Annotated in this window: 23 protein-coding genes; 15 read left to right on the top strand and 8 right to left on the bottom strand. The window is 69.3% G+C overall.

The genetic code is table 11. The annotated features are described in order from the left end of the window. Positions 1 to 315: 315 nt before the first annotated feature. From bioD to HH310_RS23960, 3 genes are all read left to right on the top strand, one after another. On the top strand, positions 316 to 1,023 hold the full coding sequence (gene bioD, locus HH310_RS23970) for a dethiobiotin synthase (RefSeq protein WP_169177897.1): 708 nt from the start codon (positions 316 to 318) through the stop codon (positions 1,021 to 1,023). Between the two features lie 137 nt (positions 1,024 to 1,160). Then, positions 1,161 to 1,727, top strand: coding sequence for a GAF domain-containing protein (locus HH310_RS23965; RefSeq protein WP_169177864.1), 567 nt, complete (start codon positions 1,161 to 1,163; stop codon positions 1,725 to 1,727). Between the two features lie 34 nt (positions 1,728 to 1,761). Continuing rightward, positions 1,762 to 2,652: a diacylglycerol kinase family protein gene (locus tag HH310_RS23960; RefSeq protein ID WP_169177863.1), complete on the top strand. Its 891-nt coding sequence runs from the start codon at positions 1,762 to 1,764 to the stop codon at positions 2,650 to 2,652. On the opposite strand, the gene HH310_RS23955 is transcribed toward HH310_RS23960, so the two are convergent. After that, the gene (locus HH310_RS23955) at positions 2,649 to 3,746 is read right to left on the bottom strand and encodes an MBL fold metallo-hydrolase (RefSeq protein ID WP_169177862.1); all 1,098 of its coding nucleotides are present in this window, start codon (positions 3,744 to 3,746) and stop codon (positions 2,649 to 2,651) included. The two genes, HH310_RS23960 and HH310_RS23955, sit on opposite strands and share 4 nt — an antisense overlap. A gap of 71 nt (positions 3,747 to 3,817) precedes the next feature. Here HH310_RS23955 and HH310_RS23950 point away from each other — a divergent pair, with 71 nt between their 5' ends. The 3 genes from HH310_RS23950 to HH310_RS23940 all read left to right on the top strand — a co-directional run bounded on the left by HH310_RS23950 (position 3,818) and on the right by HH310_RS23940 (position 6,280). Then, entirely contained in the window at positions 3,818 to 4,399 is a 582-nt protein-coding gene (locus HH310_RS23950; RefSeq protein ID WP_169177861.1) for a hypothetical protein, read from the top strand. A gap of 10 nt (positions 4,400 to 4,409) precedes the next feature. Then, on the top strand, positions 4,410 to 5,861 hold the full coding sequence (locus HH310_RS23945) for a deoxyguanosinetriphosphate triphosphohydrolase family protein (RefSeq protein WP_169177860.1): 1,452 nt from the start codon (positions 4,410 to 4,412) through the stop codon (positions 5,859 to 5,861). 86 nt (positions 5,862 to 5,947) lie between these two features. Further along, positions 5,948 to 6,280, top strand: a complete 333-nt coding sequence (locus HH310_RS23940) for a DUF2809 domain-containing protein (RefSeq protein WP_211192524.1) — start codon at positions 5,948 to 5,950, stop codon at positions 6,278 to 6,280. 1,140 nt (positions 6,281 to 7,420) lie between these two features. On the opposite strand, the gene HH310_RS23935 is transcribed toward HH310_RS23940, so the two are convergent. Further along, positions 7,421 to 8,164 carry a hypothetical protein gene (locus HH310_RS23935; protein ID WP_169177858.1) on the bottom strand — a complete coding sequence of 248 codons (744 nt, stop codon included), beginning with the start codon at positions 8,162 to 8,164 and terminating at the stop codon, positions 7,421 to 7,423. 865 nt (positions 8,165 to 9,029) lie between these two features. Then, the gene (msrB, locus tag HH310_RS23930) at positions 9,030 to 9,437 is read right to left on the bottom strand and encodes a peptide-methionine (R)-S-oxide reductase MsrB (RefSeq protein WP_169177857.1); all 408 of its coding nucleotides are present in this window, start codon (positions 9,435 to 9,437) and stop codon (positions 9,030 to 9,032) included. Positions 9,438 to 9,501: 64 nt separating this feature from the next. Between msrB and HH310_RS23925 the strand changes: the two genes are divergently transcribed. The 8 genes from HH310_RS23925 (at position 9,502) to HH310_RS23890 (ending at position 15,562) form a co-directional block, all read left to right on the top strand. Then, on the top strand, positions 9,502 to 9,984 hold the full coding sequence (locus HH310_RS23925) for a hypothetical protein (protein WP_169177856.1): 483 nt from the start codon (positions 9,502 to 9,504) through the stop codon (positions 9,982 to 9,984). A 93-nt stretch (positions 9,985 to 10,077) separates the two neighbouring features. Next, complete coding sequence (locus HH310_RS23920) at positions 10,078 to 10,626, top strand: hypothetical protein (protein WP_169177855.1); 549 nt, start codon at positions 10,078 to 10,080, stop codon at positions 10,624 to 10,626. Between the two features lie 158 nt (positions 10,627 to 10,784). Beyond that, entirely contained in the window at positions 10,785 to 11,333 is a 549-nt protein-coding gene (locus tag HH310_RS23915) for a hypothetical protein (protein ID WP_169177854.1), read from the top strand. Positions 11,334 to 11,342: 9 nt separating this feature from the next. Then, positions 11,343 to 12,065 (top strand): HipA family kinase, encoded by a 723-nt coding sequence (locus HH310_RS23910; RefSeq protein ID WP_169177853.1) that lies wholly within the window; start codon positions 11,343 to 11,345, stop codon positions 12,063 to 12,065. After that, a complete protein-coding gene (locus HH310_RS23905; RefSeq protein ID WP_169177852.1) occupies positions 12,062 to 12,430 on the top strand; it encodes a DUF3037 domain-containing protein in 369 nt (122 codons plus the stop codon). Before HH310_RS23910 ends, HH310_RS23905 begins: the two co-directional genes overlap by 4 nt. Next, positions 12,427 to 12,765: a hypothetical protein gene (locus HH310_RS23900; RefSeq protein ID WP_169177851.1), complete on the top strand. Its 339-nt coding sequence runs from the start codon at positions 12,427 to 12,429 to the stop codon at positions 12,763 to 12,765. Before HH310_RS23905 ends, HH310_RS23900 begins: the two co-directional genes overlap by 4 nt. A gap of 97 nt (positions 12,766 to 12,862) precedes the next feature. Further along, complete coding sequence (locus HH310_RS23895) at positions 12,863 to 13,930, top strand: ATP-dependent DNA ligase (RefSeq protein WP_169177850.1); 1,068 nt, start codon at positions 12,863 to 12,865, stop codon at positions 13,928 to 13,930. 63 nt (positions 13,931 to 13,993) lie between these two features. Continuing rightward, the gene (locus HH310_RS23890) at positions 13,994 to 15,562 is read left to right on the top strand and encodes an alpha/beta hydrolase (RefSeq protein WP_211192523.1); all 1,569 of its coding nucleotides are present in this window, start codon (positions 13,994 to 13,996) and stop codon (positions 15,560 to 15,562) included. On the opposite strand, the gene HH310_RS23885 is transcribed toward HH310_RS23890, so the two are convergent. Next, the gene (locus HH310_RS23885; protein WP_169177849.1) at positions 15,513 to 15,971 is read right to left on the bottom strand and encodes a potassium channel family protein; all 459 of its coding nucleotides are present in this window, start codon (positions 15,969 to 15,971) and stop codon (positions 15,513 to 15,515) included. The two genes, HH310_RS23890 and HH310_RS23885, sit on opposite strands and share 50 nt — an antisense overlap. Positions 15,972 to 16,257: 286 nt before the next feature. Here HH310_RS23885 and HH310_RS23880 point away from each other — a divergent pair, with 286 nt between their 5' ends. Next, entirely contained in the window at positions 16,258 to 16,671 is a 414-nt protein-coding gene (locus HH310_RS23880; protein WP_169177895.1) for a GNAT family N-acetyltransferase, read from the top strand. Between the two features lie 354 nt (positions 16,672 to 17,025). Here HH310_RS23880 and ligD read toward each other — a convergent pair whose 3' ends face one another. The 4 genes from ligD to HH310_RS23860 form a co-directional block, all read right to left on the bottom strand. Continuing rightward, positions 17,026 to 18,057 carry a non-homologous end-joining DNA ligase gene (gene ligD, locus HH310_RS23875; RefSeq protein WP_169177848.1) on the bottom strand — a complete coding sequence of 344 codons (1,032 nt, stop codon included), beginning with the start codon at positions 18,055 to 18,057 and terminating at the stop codon, positions 17,026 to 17,028. A gap of 45 nt (positions 18,058 to 18,102) precedes the next feature. Next, positions 18,103 to 19,092 (bottom strand): glycosyltransferase family 2 protein, encoded by a 990-nt coding sequence (locus HH310_RS23870; RefSeq protein WP_169177847.1) that lies wholly within the window; start codon positions 19,090 to 19,092, stop codon positions 18,103 to 18,105. Positions 19,093 to 19,189: 97 nt separating this feature from the next. Continuing rightward, positions 19,190 to 19,660 carry a dihydrofolate reductase gene (locus HH310_RS23865; RefSeq protein ID WP_248294357.1) on the bottom strand — a complete coding sequence of 157 codons (471 nt, stop codon included), beginning with the start codon at positions 19,658 to 19,660 and terminating at the stop codon, positions 19,190 to 19,192. A 14-nt stretch (positions 19,661 to 19,674) separates the two neighbouring features. After that, a complete protein-coding gene (locus HH310_RS23860; protein WP_169177845.1) occupies positions 19,675 to 20,475 on the bottom strand; it encodes a thymidylate synthase in 801 nt (266 codons plus the stop codon). Between the last annotated feature and the right edge of the window lie 17 nt (positions 20,476 to 20,492).

Here is a 20,492-nt window from a genome sequence, read left to right as displayed (position 1 = left end):
CCGGAGTTCCTGGCCGAGCCGACCGAGCTGTACGCGCCGGCGCTCGAGATCCCCGGGGCGGAGATCCCGCAGCCGGCCCGAAGGTCAGTCCCAGCGGGCGACAGCGAAAGGCCAACGCCGAAGGCCGCCGACGACGACGAGCCGGGCGAGACGGGCGAGACGGCCGCCGACGACGAACCGGGCCCGACGGCCGCGGGCGAAGAGTCAGCCCCGACAGCCGCCGATGACGACACCGCCCCCGCAGACGAAGGGGATGCCCGGCAGCCGGCCGCTCAGCCCAAGGCGCAGCCACCCGACAGCTCCGAGTGGCGCGGGATCGTGCTGGTCACCGGCACCGACACCGGGGTCGGCAAGACGGTCACCACGGCGGCGATCGCGGCCGCCGCGCAGGCGTCCGGTCTCCGGGTCGCGGTCATCAAGCCCGGCCAGACCGGCACCCCCGGCGACATCGAGGTGATCAGCCGCCTGGCCTCCCCGGACACCACCCGCACGCTGGCGTCCTTCCCCGAGCGGGTGGCCCCGCTCGCGGCCGCCACGGTGGCCTCGATGAAGCCGCTGGAACTGTACGAAGTGGTCGACGCGATCCGCGCCGAGGCGGCCAAGCACGATCTGGTCCTGGTCGAGGGCACCGGCGGGCTTCTGGTCCCGATGGGTGTCCGCCCGTCCGGCGAGTCCTGGACCGTGGCCGACCTGGCGACGACGCTGGGCGCGAGCACCATCGTGGTGGCGCGCGCCGGCCAGGGCACCCTCAACCACACCGCGCTGACGCTCGAGGCGCTGGCCCGGCGAGGCGTACCGGCGGGGGTGGTGATCGGCGCCTGGCCCGCCGAACCGGACCTGGAGCATTGGGCCAACCTGAGCGAATTGGTGCCGCACCTGGTCGGCGCGTTGCCCGGCGGCGCGGGCCGGATGGACCCGGGCGTCTTCCGCCGATCCGCGCCGGGCTGGCTGACCCCGTCGCTGTACGGCGTGCTGGACAACTGGCGGGTCTGGGCCGAGGAAACCGGCGAAGGTCACCACTGAAAGACCCACCGGTTGTGCGACATCGGCGTTCCCGATCGGTGGGATAGTGCAAATCGGCAGGCTGGAGCATTGATTGAGGGCTGAAGCGTTCCTAGGCTCGCAGTGACCATCGGCGATCTATAGCGAAGGGGCTCGCCATGACGGTGTCGTCCGATGCCTACGAATACCTGGACAACGTCGGGCCAGAGGAGCTGGCGCGGCTCGAGGCGGTGCGCCGCTACCGGCTGGTCGATCAGCCGGTCGAGGAGGCGTACGACCGGATCGCGTACGTCGCGGGGGCGATTTTCGACACTCCGATCGCGACGGTGTCGCTGGTCGAGCAGGACCGCGTGTGGCTAGCCGCGTGTCAAGGGCTCGCCGGCGTACGGGAGGTGGGTAAGGAACCGGGGTTGTGCGCGTCGGTCATCGCGCAGGACGACGTGTACGTGATCAACAACGCGGCGGTCGATCCCCGTACGCTTGAGCACCCTCTCGTCCGTGGTGACCTGGGCCTGCGCTTCTACGCCGCGGCGCCGATCCGCACCCACGACGGGTACCGCCTCGGCACCGTCAACGTGATCGACAACAAGCCGCGCGACGCCACCCGCCGGCAGCTGCAGGCTCTGGAGCACCTGGCGTCGATGGTCTCCGACGAGCTCGAACTGCGCCTCATGGTGATCCGCAGCGCGGCCGCCGAGCAGCGCATGCGCGAAACGGTGAACTGATTACCGACACCGCGATCCGGGTAGTTGCCTGGGCATGGACACCCCCCGATCGATTGCCGTGGTCGCGCATTCCCGCAAGACGCTGGGTGGCGGACTCGACGAGCTCCGGCGCCGGCTCACCAGCACAGGCGTACGGGAAATGTTGTGGTTTGAGGTGCCGAAGAGCAAGAAGGCACCCCAGCAGGTCCACGCTGCGCTCAAGGCCGATGTGGACCTGCTCGTCGTCTGGGGCGGCGACGGCATGGTGCAGCGCACACTCGACGTCGTGGCGCGGGAGAAGGCCAAGACCCCGGTCGCGATCATGCCGGCCGGGACCGGGAACCTGCTGGCCGGCAACCTGGGCATTCCGACCGACATGGAGCAGGCCGTCGACATCGCGATGCACGGCCGGCGCAAGCGCATCGACATGGGCAAGCTCGACGGCGAGTACTTCGGGGTGATGGCCGGCATCGGCTTCGACGGCGCGATGATCAACGACGCCGACCGGAAGATGAAGGATCGGCTGGGCAAGCTCGCGTACGTCTGGACGGGTCTGCGGCACGTCAACGGCGAGGCGCCGACCGCGACGGTGCGCATCGACGGCACGAAATGGTTCGACGACGAGGCGAGCTGTGTGCTCATCGGCAACGTCGGCACGATCACCGGGGGGATCCGGGCGTTCGACGACGCCCGGCCGGACGACGGATGGCTGGACGTCGGCGTCGCCACCGCGCAGGGTGCGCTGCAGTGGGCGCGGGCGCTGGGCACGATGGCGGTCGGGCGCTCGGACAGTTCACCGTTCGTGCGCACCACGCGCGCCCGCAAGATTTCGGTGAAGCTGGCGTCGAAGATGGAGTACGAGCTGGACGGCGGCGCCCGGACCAAGACGAAGAGCTTCGAGGCGTCGGTGGCTCCGGGCGCCGTGCGCGTCTGCGTGCCGCGCTAGGCGATCTGCTGCCACCAGCCGTCCGGCGCGGGTGGGTTGTCGACGTCGACGCGCTCGCCGGGGCGCGGCACGGCCAGGCGCGCGCCGCGGGCCTTGGCCTCCTGCCACGCACGGTCGGCGGGCTCCGGCCACTCGTGCATGGCCAGCACGAACGTGCCCCAATGCACCGGGATCATCAGGCCGCCGCGCACGTCGAGGTGGGCCGCCACGCCGTCCTCCGGCGTCATGTGGATGTCCGGCCAGCCGTCCGCGTACGCCCCGACCTGCACCAGCGTGACGTCGAACGGGCCGTGCTCGGCGCCGACCTCGGCGAAGCCCGCGAAGTAGCCGGTGTCGCCGCTGTAGAAGACCTTGCGGGTCGGCCCGTTGATCACCCAGCTGGACCAGAGCGTCTCGTTGCGGGTGAAGCCGCGGCCGGAGAAGTGCCGGGCGGCGGTCGAGACGAACTCCAGCCCGGCGATCTTGTGGGTCTCGTTCCAGTCCAGCTCGATGATCCGGGTGGCCGGCACGCCCCAGCGCTCCAGGTGCGCGCCGACGCCCAGCGGGACCAGGAACGGGGCGCCCTGCAGGTCGGCCAGGTTCTGGATGGTCGGCATGTCCAGGTGGTCGTAGTGGTCGTGCGAGATCACCACGGCGTCGAGCGGGGGCAGGTCGCGCAGCGCCATCGGCGGCTCGTGCATGCGCTTGGGGCCGACCAGGTTCGACGGGGAGCAGCGCTCGCTCCACACCGGGTCCAGCAGGACACGGTGGCCCTCGATCTCGACCAGCGCCGAGGAGTGGCCGAGCCAGGTGACGTGCAGGCCGTCGGCGTCGCGTACGGGAGCCTCGTGGACCACCGGGATCGGCAGGCGGGGGTGCCGCCGCTCGCGGTCACGCAGGAACGCGGAGAACATGTCGGAGCGCGACATCGGGGCCATGACGCTGGACGGAACGGAGTTCTGGAACTGGCCGTCGGCGTACTGCGGGGAGGATTCCATCCGGGCTAATCGGGCACCGCTCGCTTTCGCACCCATTTGTCGCGGAATGTCCTTCGCGACCCAGTACGCCAGTGCCGCCGTGCCCGCCAAGATCGCTAATCGTCTGCCCTTTGCCATCCCGACAGTTTGACGGCCCACTAGTGATCTCGCTACCGACAAAGCATTCATCTATGGCACACTCCCCGGCCGTGACCGTCGACACCCTGCAGACGCAGCAGCAACTAATAGTCCGTCAGCGCATCCGCCTGATGGTCAACCAATACGAGATTCACGCCGTCGCCGCCGACGGATCGGAGGCCGAACTGCTCGCTTTCGCCCAGCAGAAGCGACTGGCGTTCAAGGAGCAGGTGACGCTCTACACGGACGACACCAAGCAGACGCCGGTGCTCGGCTTCAAGGCCCGCCAGGTGATCGACCTGGGCGCCACCTACGACGTGGTGGACGCTTCCGGGCTGGGGATCGGCGAGTTCCGCAAGAACTTCAAGGAGTCGCTGCTGCGGTCCACGTGGCACCTGATTCAGCCCGGGTACGCGGAGATGGTGGGCCGCGAGCGCAACATGACGGTGGCGGTGCTGCGCCGCTTCGTGGACTCGCTGTCCTGGCTGCCGTACCACTTCGACTTCGTGATCGGCGGCGACCGTCCGGCGTTCAGCGTGGTGAAGAAGTGGGGCCTGCGCGACCGGTACGTGGTGACGATCCACGACCCGCAGGTCGACCGCCGGCTCGTCGGGGCCATGGCCGTGGCGCTGGACGCCCTGCAGGCCCGGTAGTCTGACGGGGATGGATGATCCGCGGGCGCAACGCCTCTTCGGCGATTCTCTGGTGGCGCCCGGCGACCTGGCGGCCAGCCCGTTCCGGGTGGACCGCGACCGGATCGTCTCGTCCCCGTTCTTCGCGCGGCTGGCCGGCGTCACCCAGGTGATCAGCCCGGGTGGGGCCGGTTTGCTGGTGCACAATCGGATGACGCACAGCTTGAAGGTCGCGCAGGTGGCGCGGGCTGTTGCGGAGCGCTTTTCGGACAAATCCGATTTATCGGATAAGTTGGGTGGTTGTGACCCTGATGTGGTCGAGGCCGCCGCTCTGGCGCACGACCTCGGCCACCCGCCGTTCGGCCACCTCGGCGAACGCGTCCTGGACCGTCTCGCCCGGCAGCGGCTCCGGCTGAGCGACGGCTTCGAGGGCAACGCCCAGTCGTACCGCATCGTCACCAGCACGGAGATCCGCGGCCAGGCCACGATCGGCCTGAACCTCACCAACGCCGTACGCGCCGCGATCCTCAAATACCCCTGGACCAGGCACGGCGATCCCCGCTTCATGGACCCGGCCCCGCGCGGCGCCGCCCCACCGCCGGACGACCCGGAGAGCGGCTCGGCCAAGTTCGGCGCCTACTCCACCGAGGCCGAGGACATGCGCGCCGCCCGGCAGCCGTTCGCCGGCCGGGTCGCCGACTGGCAGCAGACCCTCGAGGCGTCCGTGATGGACACGGCCGACGACATCGCGTACGCCATCCACGACCTGGAGGACGTGCACCGCGTCGGCGTCCTGCAGCAGGGCGCGGTCGCCACCGAGCTGATGGCGTGGCAGCGCTGGGGCCGCGACACCGACCTGAACCGCTCCGGCGGCGCCATCGAGTCGCTGCGCCGCCAGCTGCACCGCAAGGACGCCTGGATGGCCGACGACGAGGCCTTCACCGCCGCGATCGAGCTGGTCCGCGCCGAGCTGGTGGACGGCCTGCTGGCCCAGCCTTTCGACGGTTCGCTGGAGGCCGAGTCAAGGGTGGCCGCCTTCTCCGCCACCTGGACCCAGCGCCTGGTCGAGTCGATCGAGCTGACCGACTCCCCGGCCGTACGCTCCGGCCACGTCCACCTCGCCCCCGCCCAGTGGCACGAGGTCCAGATCCTCAAGTTCGTCCAGAACCGCTTCGTCCTGGCCCGCCCCGACCTGGCCCTGCACCAGCGCGGCCAGGCACGCCTGCTCGCTTCCTTGGTGGACGCCCTGCTCTCCTGGCTCACCGACCCCGACGAGTCCGAACGCATCCCGCGCCGCCTGCAGGACCTGGTGGAGCTGGCCGAGGCCGAGTTGCCCGACGGCACCCCGTTCCACCTCGAGCAGGCCCGCGGCCGTGCGGTGGTGGACTTCGTGGCCGGCCTGACCGATAACCAGGCGATCGCCTTGATGGACGCGCTGTCCGGCCGGTCGCGGCAGCTGTGGACGGACGCGTTCGTCCTTTGATGCGCATTCGCGTGGCAGGTCTGGCAGCGGTTCTTCTCTTCCTGACAACGGCCCTGGTCGTACGTCACTTGAACGGGCAGCGTGTCGTGGACAGCTCGGGTGCTTTGTCGCAGTATTCGGGAACCGCCCTGTACGCCGCCATGGTGTACGCGGGTGTCTTCGTCCTGCGCCCGCGCACGTCGCCGCTGGTCGGAGCGGCAGCCGCCCTCGTCTTCTGCTGGGGTGTCGAGTGCTTTCAGCTGACCGGCATCCCCGCTGCTCTGTCGGCGCGCAGCATGCTGGCGCGGCTGGCGTTAGGGGTGAGTTTCGACCCCCAAGACCTCCTTTGGTACGCCGTAGGGGTAGTCCCGGCGGTGGGGGTTCACGCGTGGCTGCGCCGCGGTGCAGCGCCTTGGACGCGGCGGGATGGGGGCTCCTAGCCTGGCTATGCCTCGCCGGCAGGTTGATGACTGTTTGGCGCGCCTCCCCACCCTGGCTGGCGCGTTGGAGGCCTTCCTCGATCGAGGCGGCAACCAGCTTGACCATGTCGTCGCGTCCGAACTTCGTCTTGTTCCGTTCGGCCGGTCCGCCACCGGGGCGCCGATCCCCGCTGCCTGAGTGGTTGCCGGTCCGGCCGGTCCCCGACGCGGCCGCTGCCTGACCAGTCACCGGCCCGGCTCTCCACACTCGCCGCGTCGACCGACCGCTATGGGAGCACCCGACCGATCCGCCACACACACGCCGTAGTCACCCGCCCGACTCTTCACACTCGCCGCGCCCACTGTGTGGCACCCCAACCGATCAGCCAGACAACCGACCCCCTGCCTGACCAGTCACCCGCCTGACTCTTCACACTCGCAGCGCCTGCGGACCCCGCTATGCGGCGCCCGACCGATCCCCCACGCAGCCCAACCCCCTGCCCGACCAGCCACCCACCCGGTCGATCTGCAAGGCCGCCGATCTTTGCCTGACCAGTCGCCTGCCCGGCCGATCCGCCGAAGCCACTTTCAGCAGCCTGGGCGGAAGTCGGCTCCCGACCGCTGGCGAGGCCCGGTCAGATCTCGCCCTCGACCGAAAGTGCAGCAGACAGAGAACGCGTGAGATGACGACACGCGGGTTGTCTGCATTGGCAACCGCGATCATCAACGTCGGGCCATCGGCTGAATGGCCGAGGCAATTCAGCCATTCGGCATATTTTTGATTCGGCATGATCAATAACTGGCGGACAGGCGTGCGAATGGGAGAATTCTTTTGTGCGGCAGCTAGAGATTTTCACCCGGGCAGAATTGGCAGCGATGCGCGACCGGACGCGGTCACGCAAATATTCTCCCGAAGCTGAGCAATTCCGCCGCGACCATGAGCGCCACCGCGCGTGGGGTTTAGCAAGGCGGCACGAAGCAAAATGGCGCCGTCTCCATGGCGATTCCCCCCTTCCGCAGGCGCCGGGGCCCCGGAAGCGGCCAGCCGACCCGCCTTCCCGAAGCGAACGCACCCGCCCCCCAAACCGCACACCCGAACCGAGGCGCACCCCGACCCCAGCTCGCCCACGCGACACTGCTCGCACCGACAACGGCCGGCGGTCACCCAACGCGCGCAGCCGGCCGGAGCGCGACCCGGCAGCCGACCGCGCGCTGGCCGTCGACCCCAAGCGGCCGCTCGACCGCGAGCCGACCTCCAACCACAAGCCGGTGGTCGAACGCGGCTCGCCCACCAATCGTGAGCAGGCAGTTGACCGCACGCCGCACACCAACCGCGAGCAGACAGTCGACCGCACACCCCACACCAACCACGAGCAGACAGTCGACCGCACACCCTATTCCGATCACGAGCCAGTGGCTGACCGCACGTCGCGCACCGACCACAAGCCCGCAGTTGCCCTCGAGCTGACAGTTGACCGTGAGCCGACCGCCGGCCACGAGCCGGTTGACCCCGAGCCGCCCACCGACCGCTCGCTCCCAGTTGACCGCAAGCCGTCCGTCGACCACGCGCTCGCGATCGACCGCAAGCCGCACGCCCACCATGCGCTCGCAATCGACCGCAGGCAGCCCACCGACCACAAGCCGACGATCGACGGCGAGCCGTACGCCGACCATGGGCCGGCCGTCGACGACGAGCCGGCAGTTGACCGCGCGTCGCATACCGATCACAAGCCCGTAGTCGACCGCGAGCGCGCCGTCGAGAGCGAGCGCGCCGTCGAGAGCGAGCGCGCCGTCGAGAGCGAGCGCGCCGTCGAGAGCGAGCCTGCAGGCGCGCACGACGCAGGCGTCCAGCGCCAGCCAGCGCGCACGCACGAGCTCGCCGTCCACGGCGAGCCCTATGTCCACTGCCGAATCATCGGATTTCTGCCCACCGGCAGAAATCGCATCCGCACGCGCGCCGCGAATATGCGCGCCTCGCCTGGCCACACAGCGCTGGTCGCGAATTCAATACTAACGCCAATCCGCTCCAACGCCCCACCGCACTATGTGCCCAGCAATGCCTTTATGTGGAACTCGTGTGCGCACAGGATTCGCGCGCCCGGAATCAGGGAAGGCGGCAAAACTACCAAGAAGCCGTCGGCGCTGGTGGTGCGAAATTCCAGCATTACCGACATTCGCGATTCGCGTGCCAATTTCGGCGACGCGGGGGTGAAGCGCGTCAGGAACATGTCGGTCCGAGGCCGTCCGATCGCGTCGGCGCCGCTACCCGGGCCGTGTCGATCAGCGGGCCGGAGAGGTCGGGGGTTGACGCACGGGCCGCGCGAAACGCGTCTCCCCGGGCGGACGCCTTGGTGCGGGAGCGGAGCCCGCTCGACCGGGGCCGGCATGGAGGCGTGAGGGCACGTGCCGGTCAGAGAGTTGGCACATGCGCGTGCTTGCAGGGAGAGTGCGGGAGAGCATCGGTCGGGGGCCGGCGCGGGGAGAGCGCGCGAACGCACCGGCCGGAGCCGGCGCGGCGAGAGCGCGCGAACGCACCGACAGCAACCGACACACGCAGAGCACGCGAACGCACCGACGGCGGCCAGCGCGGGGAGAGCGCGCGAACGCACCGACAGCAGCCAGCGCGAGGAGAGCGCGGGAACGCACCGGCAAGCAGCAAGCGCAGGGAGAGTGTGGGAGCGCGCCGGCCGGGGCTGGCGCAGGGGGCGCTTGGGGAGTCCCGGCCGGGCTGAAGAGGTGAGTTGCGGTTCGCTGCCTCGTACCTCTTGGGTTAGTCCTTGGGCTGCAGGCGCAGGGAGAGGCTGTTGACGCAGTGGCGGGTGTTCTTGGCGGTGAAGTGCTCGCCGCGGAAGACGTGGCCCAGGTGGGAGTCGCAGTTCGCGCAGCGGATCTCGGTGCGGACCATGCCCATGCTGTAGTCGTCGATCTCCTTCACGGCGCCGGGGATGGCGTCGTCGAAGGACGGCCAGCCGCAGTTGGAGTCGAACTTGTAGTCGCTGGGGTAGAGGGCGGCGCCGCACGCGCGGCACTCGTACATGCCGTTGGCCTTGGTGTCTACGTACTCGCCGGTCCACGCCCGCTCGGTGGCGCCCTGGCGGAGCACGCGGAACTCGTCCGGCGACAGGCGGACCTGCCACTCCTCCTCGGTGCGGGGCAGGGCGGTGTCATTGGTTGCCATGTCATCAACTGTACGACGCACTTCGCGTGCGGGTGAGGGCGTGACCGCCGCCGTTGGGCCTTGCATGGACGATGCATCCCCCACGTTTCGGCCCACCTGGCAGCAGGCTCTCGGCCGCGGTCTCTACCTCGGTGCGATGGTCTCGGCATTCGGCATCTCGGTCGCGCTGCTGGTGACCGTCGCGGTGCTGGCCTGGACCGAGGGGGCCGCGCCGCCGGTCTGGCTGTGGGCGATGCTGGTGGTCGGGCCGCTGCTGACGGGTGCGTTGATCGGGACGCCGGCCTGCCGCCGTACGAAGGTGCGGATCTGTGCGGGCGGCATCCAGACCGGGTCGGGGATGGCGACCTGGAACCAGGTGGTCGACCTGCGGGCGGAGCGGCGCGGCGGACGGACCGTGGTGTCGCTCTATCTTGAGTCGGGGGCGAACCTGCAGCTCCGGGCGCCGTACAGCGGTGAGTTGTTCGCGGCCGACCCCCGTTTCGAAGGAAAAATGTTCGCTTTGTCCTCTCTGTGGCGTAGTCACCGATTTGGTGGACTTCCGGGATGATGACCCGCCGAGGCGACTTAACGGGTAAATCGGGCATATCCCGTTAAGCTCCCTTCGAACCTGGAAATACGCAAACAGAACGGATAACCCTTCATGAGCTCTCTTCGCCGGATTGTCGCCGCCGGGCTGCCCACCGCCGGCCTGACCGTCCTCACCGCTCTCGCGATCAGCGGGGCGCCGGCCATGGCCGCCACGAGCGTCCAGGCGGAGCGCCCGGCCGTTGCCGCCACACCGTGCGCCGACGCCGACCGCGGGAACTGCGGCTACGGAGCGACCGAGACCCCCGAGCAGCCCGGCGCGGGCCCGGCCACGACCACGCCGAGCCGGGGTAAGCCGGGCTACGGCTCGCCGGCACCGACGACCACCACGCCGGCCGCGACGACGCCGGCCACGACGACGCCGGCCACCACCGCGCCGACTCCGACCGCCAGCACCGACACGGTTCCGCCGGGTGTGCAGAACGCCTCGGAGACCCCGAGCACGCCGGCGGCCGCGGCGACCACGCCCGGTGGCGGCGTGAGCGCGGGGCACAACCTCCCGGTGACGGGCGCGCCGATGGGTGCGGTCATCTCGCTGGGCATCCTGATGGTGGCCGCGGGCGGGGCCTCGGTCTGGTACACGCGGCGCCGTCGCGCCGCCTGACGCCACGCGGCGCCGTCACGCCGCCTGACGCCACGCGGCGCCGTCGCGCCGCTTGAGGCCACGCGGCGCCGTCACGCCGCTGCGGCTTCGAACGAAAGAAGGGCCCGGCATTCGCCGGGCCCTTCTTTTAACGCCTGCAACGGTGTAAGCATGTAATCATGCGATTCCGTCCAAGTGCGCCTCACGGGCGCGTCGAACCTCCCGACGCGGACGACGCCCCCGCTTGGGTGACCGGTGCCATCCCGGATGGCTGGTTCACCGAGCGGCCCGAAGTCGTCATCGATCGGGACGAGATCATCATTTGGGGGCGGCTGCCGGAGCCCGATCTGGGCGCCGACGCCACCGACGCCGACAAGGCCGCCGCGCAGGGCGGCCGGATCAGCCAGTTCCGCGAGGACACGCGCGACGACCGGATCCGGGTCGCGCGCCAGATCGAGCACCGCTACCAGCGCAAGGTCGCCTGGGGCATCCGCTGCGGCGACACCAACGAGCTCTTCACCCACCTGTCCGCGCCGGTGATGACCCGGCTGCGCCAGCCCGAGCGCCAGATCCTGGACACGCTGGTCGACGCCGGCGTGGCGCGGTCCCGGTCGGAGGCGCTGGCCTGGTGCGTCAAGCTCGTCGGGCAGCACAGCGACCAATGGCTGTCCGACCTGCGCGGCGCCATGTCCAAGGTCGACGAACTCCGGCGCCAGGGGCCTGGCTAATGTAACGGCGTGTTGCGACAGGTCACCGCTATCCGTTACGTCACGCCGCTGCGTGAGGGTGGGTCTCTGCCCGGTGTCGTCGAGGCCGACGACCTGGGAACGTACGTGGTCAAGTTCCGCGGCGCCGGGCAGGGACCCAAGGCCCTCGTGGCCGAGGTGATCTCCGGGGAGATCGCCCGCCGGCTCGGCCTGCCGGTCCCCGAGCTGACCGTGGTGGAGCTCGACCCGGTGGTGGCGCGCGCCGAGCCGGACGAGGAGATCCAGGCGCTGATCAAGGCGAGCGCCGGCACGAACCTGGGCATGGACTTCCTGCCGGGCGCTCTCGGGTTCGACCCGGTCGCGCACCCGGTGGATAAGGCGCTGGCCTCCCGGATCGTCGCGTTCGACGCCTTCACCGAGAACGTGGACCGCAGCTGGCGCAATCCGAACCTGCTGGTCTGGCACGACGCCCTGTGGATGATCGACCACGGCGCGACGCTCTACTTTCACCACAATTGGCCGCGCGCGGAGAACGTCGTGCACCGGCCGTACTCCTGGGACGACCACGTTCTGAAGCCGTACGCCACCGCGGTCAAGACGGAAGGGCCCGCCCTCGCTGCCCGGCTGACACCGGAGCTGCTGGAAGAGGCCATCGCGCTGGTTCCGGACGAGTGGCTTGACGACGGCGACAAAAATCGGTATTTGTCGCACTTGTCCCAGAGGGCTGCGGAGCCGGAGGCGTGGCTGCCATGAAGACCCCTTACGAGTACGCCGTGATCCAGGCCGTTCCGCGCATCGAACGCGGCGAGGTCATCAACGTGGGAGTTCTGCTCTACAGTCAGCGCCACGACTTCCTGGCCGCCCGCACCCACCTGCACCCCGAGCGGCTGTTCGCGCTGGATCCCGGCGCCGACATCGCGGCCATCCGCGCCGCCCTCGACTCCTGGCAGCGGATGTGCGTCGGCGACGGCGCCTCCGCCGACATGAAACTCGGTGAGCGTTTCCGCTGGCTGGTCGCCCCGCGCAGCACTATCCTGCGAGCCGGTCCGGTGCACATGGGCCTGGCCGAGGACCCGTCCGCCGAACTCGATCGCCTGCTGGAGTTGCTCGTCCGGTGAATCTCGATCTCGTGCTGCGCGACCTCGCCGTGCCCGGTGGCATCACCCCCGCGGCCATCACCCAGACACCCGACTTCATTTTCCTGTACGGCGTGGACGGCTCCCGCACCGGCGTCGATCCGTCGCTGCCCCTCGTGGAGCTGGCGAGTCGGGTCCAGGACTGGGCGGTGGAGGATCTCTGGGCGCGGAGGCTGCCGACGAACTGGCCGCCCTGCCCGCGGCATCCCGGCACGCATCCGCTGACCGTCGCGGCGCACGGGGAGCGGGTCGTGTGGCAGTGCCCGGTGGGAGCCGAGGAGATCGCCGAGGTGGGTTCGCTGCCGATCTCGGGCTGATGGCCGCTGGGCGTCTTTGCTGGTGGGCGTCGGCCGAACGGTCTGAACACCGGCGACTGGGGCTTCCGGATTCGGGCGGACACGGCAGACTGGGCCCATGGAGCTGCCGATCAATCCGCCGGTCAAGCCGATGCTGGCCAAGCCCGTCGCCGAGATCCCGCCGGGCCAGATCTACGAGCCCAAGTGGGACGGCTTCCGCTCGATCATCTTCCGGGACGGCACCGAGGTCGAGATCGGCAGCCGCAACGAGAAGCCGATGACCCGCTATTTTCCCGAGGTGGTCGAGGCCGTCCTGGCCAACTTCCCGGAGCGCGTGGTGATCGACGGCGAGGTGATCGTCGCCGACACCGAGCGCAACATGCTTGATTTCGAGGCGCTGCAGCAGCGCATCCATCCCGCGGCCAGCCGGGTCAAGATGCTGTCCGAGCACACGCCGGCCGGGTTCGTCGCTTTTGACCTGCTGGCGGTCGGCGATGAGGATCTGACTGAACTGCCTTTTGGCGTACGGCGGGAACGCCTTTTGGAGGTTTTGAAAGACGCCAAGCCTCCCGTGTACGTCACGCCGGCCACCGACGACCTGGCGACGGCGGAACGGTGGTTCGCCGAGTTCGAGGGCGCCGGTTTGGACGGACTTATCGCGAAAAGTCGGGACCTGACGTATCAGCCGGACAAGCGGGTCATGACGAAGATCAAGCACAAGCGCACGGCGGACTGCGTGGTCGCGGGGTACCGCCTGCACAAGTCGGGCGACGACCGGATCGGCTCGCTGTTACTCGGCCTCTACGACGAACGGGACATTCTGGTCTCCGTCGGTGTCATCGGTTCGTTCCCTATGTCCGTACGGGAAGAGCTTTTTCGGGAAATGCAACCGTTGGTGACCACGTTCGAGGGGCACCCGTGGAACTGGGCCGCGCACGAGCAGGGCGAACGCACCCCGCGCAAGAACGAGATGAGCCGCTGGAACAACGGTAAGGACCTGTCGTTCGTGCCGTTGCGCCCGGAGCGGGTGGTCGAGGTCCGCTACGACTATATGGAGGGCCTCCGGTTCCGGCATACCGCCCAGTTCGAGCGGTGGCGCCCGGACCGCGAGCCGCGCACGTGCACGTACGAGCAGTTGGAGCGCCCGGTGCGGTTCGATCTTGCCGAGGTGCTCAGCAGCCGGTGAGGTCACTTGTCACAGGCACCGGCTAGCCTTGGGCCCAACCCGCCCCGGACGAAAGGGTCGCGCATGCTGCAGCGCCGTTCCCGCATGATCGTCGCCTTACTGGCCACGGTCCTGTTAGCCGCCGCGGGGTGCACGCTGCCCACGGTCGCGCCCAACGGTTCCGGCGCGACGCCGCAGTCCGGCGCCCAGTCCCCGGCCGCCAAGGCGGCCGGCACCGCAAACTGGCAGCCCTGCCCGGACGTGCCGCGCGACCTGGTCGGCCGCGGCGCCCAGGGCATGTCCTACGACTGTGCGAAGGTGTCCGTTCCGCAGGACTGGCACCAGCCGAGCAACGGCAAGACGATGTCGATCGCGATGATCCGCGTCCGGTCGGACAAGCAGACCAACCGGATCGGCTCGCTGCTGATCAACCCGGGCGGCCCCGGCGGCTCCGGCATCGACCTGGCGGTCTACCTGTCCTTCGGCTCGGCCCTCGGTGGTCTGCCCGAGCAGGTCACCGACCAGTTCGACATCATCGGCTTCGACCCGCGCGGCGTCGGCCGGTCCGACCCGGTCCAGTGCATCTCGCCGCAGGATCAGGACGCAAACTTCGGGGCCCCGCCCGACCCGGTGACCCAGGCCCAGTTCGACTCGATCAGCAAGCTGCAGCAGAAGATCGTGGCCGGCTGCGAAGCGAAATACCCGGACCAGCTGCAGTTCTACTCCACCGAGCAGGCGGCCCGCGACATGGACGCGCTGCGTGCCGCGGTCGGCGACGACAAACTGAGCTACCTCGGCTTCTCGTACGGGACGCTGCTCGGCGCCACGTACGCGCAACTGTTCCCGACGAAGATCCGGGCGCTGGTGCTGGACGGCGCGGTCGACCCCAAGCAGACGGCGGTCCAGGGCTCCGAGTCGCAGGCGATGGGCTTCGAGCGCGCCTTCACGAACTTCACCAACTGGTGCACGCAGACGCCGAACAAGTGCGCGATCGCGCCCGACGCCCGCAAGGCGGTGACCGACGCGATCGCGGCGGCGGCCACCAACCCGGTCAAGTACGCGGACGGCCGCAGCGCCACCCAGGGCTGGATCATGACGGCGGTGACCTCGTCGCTGTACACGGAGACCGGCTGGACCGCCCTGGCCACCGCGATCGCCCAGCTCAAGACCGGCAACGCCAAGGGCGTCATGGACCTCGCCGACCAGTACGCGGAGCGCAACCCGGACGGAACGTATTCGAACCTGTTCGACGCCAACTTCGCGGTCAACTGCTCGGACGCCAAGGAGGTGCCGACGGTCGCCCAGATCCGGCAGTTGCAGGGCGAGTGGCGCAAGAAGTACCCGTTGTTCGGTGCCACGCTCGCGATCGGCATGCTGAACTGCGCGTACTACTCCGAGGCCCGCGACCCGTACCCGACCGGCCCCGCCGTCGGTGCGCCGCCGATCGTCGTGGTCGGCACCACCGGCGACCCCGCCACCCCGTACGAGAACACCGCGGAGCTGGCGAACATGCTGGGCGTCGGCCATGTGCTGACCTGGGAGGGCGAGGGCCACACGGCGTACCCGAGCACGCCCTGCATCGTGAACGCGGTCGACGACTACCTCATCGATCTGAAGGTGCCGCAGGAGGGACTGCGCTGTCCGCCACAGTGATCCCCTCACGCTCGGCGACGGCTTCCAGCAGCTGCCGTACGCGCCGGAGGTTGTTCTTGAGCTCCTCCTGCTCCTCGTGCCGGAAGGCGTCGGCGTCCACGATCAGCCGGCTCGCGAAGTGAGCGGTGATCAGCGGAATCACCACCAGCACCATGATCGAGATGAGCAGGCCGGCAACCGCGCGGCCCTGCCACGTCTCGGGTGAGATGTCGCCGTAGCCGACCGTCGACGCCGTGACGACCGCCCACCACACGGCGTCGCCGAAGGAGGCCCCCGGCTCGAACTGGTGGTAGAGCGCGCCACAGATCACGATGAGGATCGCGTACGAGAGGATCAGCGTGCGCGGCGAGTTGGCCAGCCAGACGATCACCCGATAGGCCCGCCGGAAGGGCATCAGCAGCAAGCGCATTGGGTCATCGTGCCCGAGCGCTCGGTGACCGCGCAGCCCCGTCGCCCAGGTCTGAACATGTCGATCACGCGAGAGCGGCGCGAGGTTGGGGCGGGAGCTGGGCGAGCTCGAGGCAGGAGCTGGGCGAGCTCGAGGCAGGAGGTGGGCGAGGTCGCGGCGAGGGCGGACGGTGCCGGGTGCGGGCAGGGCTCTTCGCGGCGCGACCTGATCGGCGGGATGGGCGCCCTAGACTGCCTGCGTGAAATTTCGGATCGCGCGGCGGGATGACGTGCCCGCCGTTCTCGCCATGCTGAGCGACGATGACATCGCGCGGAGCCGCGGCCCGGTCAGCGAGGAGGCGGACGAGGCCGTCTGGCGGGCGTTCGAGCAGATCGACGCGGATCCGAACAATGAGCTGATCGTGGGCGAGGAAGCCGGCGAGGTGGTCGCCACGTGCCAGTTGACCTTCACCCCGGGCCTGAGCCGCGGCGGCGCCTCGCGAATGACCATCGAGGCGGTCCGGGTGCGCGCGGACCGGCGTGGCGGCGGGCGGGGGCGGGCGCTGATGGAGTTCGCGCTGGGCCGGGCCCGCGACCGCGGGTGCGTGCTCGCGCAGCTGACCACCGACAAGCGCCGGGGCGACGCGCAGCGTTTCTACGCGTCGCTAGGCTTCGTCGCCTCCCACGAGGGCATGAAGCTCGGCCTTCCGGTTGGTCGATAAGGCTCGTTAGTCGATGAGGCTCGGCCCTCACCCCGGGCGGGCTCAGCTCCTCGCTGGGGATCGCGGCTCGAGCGCGCACGCGTAGTTCAAAGGCCGTCGCGGAACGAACGTTCGTTTTCCAAGCGGAACGAACGTTCGTTTTAGAGGCTCGGACGTCTCGGCCAGAGGGCCGCGGGCGCGTTGATGCTCGCCGGCGGCGGCTGGCAGGCCATGTGCGGGCTGTCCGCGCCGCGTGACACCCGGTTGAGGCTCGAGCACTCCGCGTCGCGCGGCGCGACTTAGCTTTCCTCATTGCGCGGCGCGGCTTTCCTTATTGCGCGGCGCGGCTCAGCTTTCCTTATTGCGCGGCGCGACTTAGCTTTCCTTCTCCCAGTTAGCGGGGTTGATGCGGCTCGGCTGGACGCGCGGCGGCTCCCCCGGCATCTTCGGGTGGTCCGGTGGGTAGGGCAGATCGCCCTGGCCCGCCTTCTCGTCGCGTTGGGACCACTCCAGCAGCGGCGTGATGTCGTGCGCTACGTCGTCGATGGCCGCGTGCGGGTCGCCGATCGCGGCGAAGCGCTTCGGCATCGTGCGCAGGTCGAAGTCGTCGGGTTCCACCTCGGTGAGCTCGTCCCAGGTGACCGGGGCGGACGCGGTGGCGCGGGCGTTGGCGCGCAGCGAGTACGCGCAGGCGATCGTGCGGTCGCGGGCCATCTGGTTGTAGTCGATGAAGACCTTGTCGCCGCGCTCTTCCTTCCACCAGGAGGTGGTGATCGTGGCGGGGCTGCGGCGCTCGGCCTCGCGGGCCAGGGCGATCGCGGCGCGCCGCACCTCGACGAATGACCATTGCGGTGCGATCCGTACGTAAAGGTGGACGCCGCGGCCTCCGCTTGTCTTCGGGAAGCCGGTCCAGCCCAGGTCGCTGAGGACCTCGCGGAAGACCTGCGCGGTGCTGACCACGTCGTCGAACGTGTTGCTCGGCTGCGGGTCGATGTCGATGCGGAGTTCGTCGGGATTGTCCACGGCGGCGGCGCGGACCGGCCACGGGTGGAACACGATCGTGCCCATCTGCGCGGCCCAGGCGACGTGGGCCAGGTCGGCGGGGCACAGTTCGTCGGCCGTACGCATGCTGGGGAATTTGATTTTCGCGGTTTGGATCCAGTCGGGGACGCCTCGGGTCGGGATGCGTTTCTGGAAGAACATCTCGCCCTCGATGCCGTCCGGGAAGCGCTGCAACGTCGTCGGCCGGTTGCGGAGAGCGCGCATGATGCCGTCACCCACCGCGAGGTAGTACTCGAAGACGTCACGCTTCGTGTATCCCTTGCGGGGGAAGACCACCTTGTCCGGGCTGCTGAGCCGGACCGTGTGCCCGGCGATCTCGTGCTCTTCCGCTGCGGCTTTCGGCATGCCCCCGACCCTATGCCCTCCGAAGGCACACCGTGGGCGAGCAGATCAGCGCACCGAGGGGCTCGCGAACTCCGCCGGCTCGTTGTCCTTACGGGTGTCGGTGTCCAGGGCGATCAGGAACGGCGGGCGGTTCTGGGTGGCCGCGTAGATGCGCCCGATGTACTCACCGAGCAGCCCCAGGCAGATGAGCTGAACCCCACCGAGGAGCAGCACCGCGATGTAGAGCGACGTCCAGCCGGGCACCACCGTGCCGGACCCCCAGGCGATGAGACCCGCGATGATCAGCCCGACGCAGAGCACGAAGGCGAACACCCCCAGCCAGGTCGCGATCTTCAGCGGTGCGGCCGAGAAGCTGGTCACGCTGTCGAGCGTCAGCTTGATCATCTTGCTGAGCGGGTATTTCGTCTCGCCCGCGACGCGTTCGGCCCGCACGTACGCGACCTCGGCGCTGGAGAACCCGAGCGACGGCACCACCAGCCGGTAGACCGGGTTCTGCTCGGGCAGGTTGTTCAGCACGTCGACGACGGTGCGGCTCATCAGGCGGAAGTCGCCGGCCTGGTCGTTGACCCACGGGCCGACGAGACGGCGCATCACCCGGTAGTAGACGCCGGCGGTGCTGCGCTTGAAGACCGTGTCGGTGGAGCGGTCGCTGCGCACGCCGTACACCACGTGGACGTCCTGCTCGCGGGCCGCGCCCAGCATCTCGCCGATGACCTCGGGCGGGTCCTGCAGGTCGGCGTCGATGCTCACCACGTACTCGCCGCGGGCCGAGTGCAGGCCGGCGCGCAGCGCGGTCTGGTGCCCGACGTTGCGGCGCAGCGAGATGACCCGCAGCTGCGCCCACTCCTCGCGCAGCTGCATCAGCCGGGCGACGGTGGCGTCCCGGCTGCCGTCGTCGACGGCGACGACCTCGTACGTCACGCCGAGCCCGTCCAGGACCGGGCGCAGCCGGGCCACGAAGTGGTCGACCGCCTCGCGCTCGTTGTACATCGGTGTGACGACGGAAAGCGTCACCGGCGAGGTGTGCTGCGGCATGGGAATCTCTCCCTATGGAGCGATGGTGCGGAGGATCATTACCTCCCATTCATGATGAATGGGTTTCGCCTACCGTCGGCCCGGAAGAGTAGCCGGTTCAGCGGGCCCGGACCAATTCTTGCGTGGCGTACCGCAATCCGCTCGACGACGTCACCCACCCAGTATCGCGGTCGACCCGCCAGTCGTCACCGAGAGACGGCGCGCGGACGTCGCCGGGAACGTCCAGATCCACCCGCGTACGCACGATATGTGTTGCCACCGGCAGGAACGCCTGATAGATGGCGGCGCCCCCGATGACCCAGACGTGGCCCGCGGAGACGTCCACCGACCCGATCTCGTGGATCACCTCGGCACCGGCCGCGGTCCACGACGGATCCCTGGTCAGCACGATGTTGCGGCGGCCGTCCAGCGGCCGGAAGCGGGCCGGTAGGGAATCCCACGTCGCGCGGCCCATCACCACCGTCGCGCCCATCGTCAGCTCGCGGAACATGCGCTGGTCCTCGGGCACCCGCCAGGGAATCGTCCCGTCTTTCCCAATCGTTCCGTCGCGGGCCTCCGCCCAAATCATGTGCACCGTCATCGTCAGACGGCGACCGGCGCTTTGAGTGCCGGATGGTATTTGTATTCCGAGAGTTGGAAATCCTCGTACGCGTAGTCGAACAGTGAATCACGTTTAGCTATATCGAGACGCGGGAATTCGTACGCCTCACGGGACAACTGTTCGGTCACCTGCTCGACGTGATTGTTGTAGATGTGGCAGTCGCCGCCGACCCAGACGAAGTCGCCCGGCGCGAGCCCGGCCTGGTCGGCCATCATCCGGGTGAGCAGTGCGTAGCTCGCGATGTTGAACGGGACGCCCAGGAACATGTCGGCGCTGCGCTGGTACATCTGGCAGGACAGCCGGCCGTCGGCCACGTAGAACTGGAACATCGCGTGGCACGGCGCGAGCGCCATGTCGCCGAGCTCGGCCACGTTCCACGCGGAGACCACCATGCGCCGGGAGTCGGGGTCGCGGCGCAGCGTGTCGAGGATGCCGGAGATCTGGTCGATGTGCCCGCCCTCGGGCGTCGGCCAGGAACGCCACTGCACGCCGTAGACCGGGCCCAGCTCGCCCTTGTCGTCGGCCCACTCGTCCCAGATCGTGACGCCCTGGTCGCGCAGCCAGCCGACGTTGCTGTCGCCGCGCAGGAACCAGAGCAGCTCGACGGCGATCGACTTGAAGTGGACCCGCTTGGTGGTGATCAGCGGGAAGCCCGCCGACAGGTCGTAGCGCAGGCGCTCGCCGAACAGGCTGACCGTGCCCGTTCCGGTGCGGTCGTTCTTCGGGGTGCCGGTGGTCAGGACCCGGCGCAGCAGGTCCTCGTACTGGGTGTCGACGGGCATGCCAGCAAACCTAGCCC

Origin of the sequence: Actinoplanes sp. TBRC 11911, from assembly GCF_012933445.1 — a bacterium.
In the GTDB taxonomy this organism is placed as follows: Bacteria; Actinomycetota; Actinomycetes; order Mycobacteriales; family Micromonosporaceae; genus Actinoplanes.
Note: the sequence above shows the minus strand (reverse complement) of the source record. Positions and strands in the feature narration are given on the sequence as shown.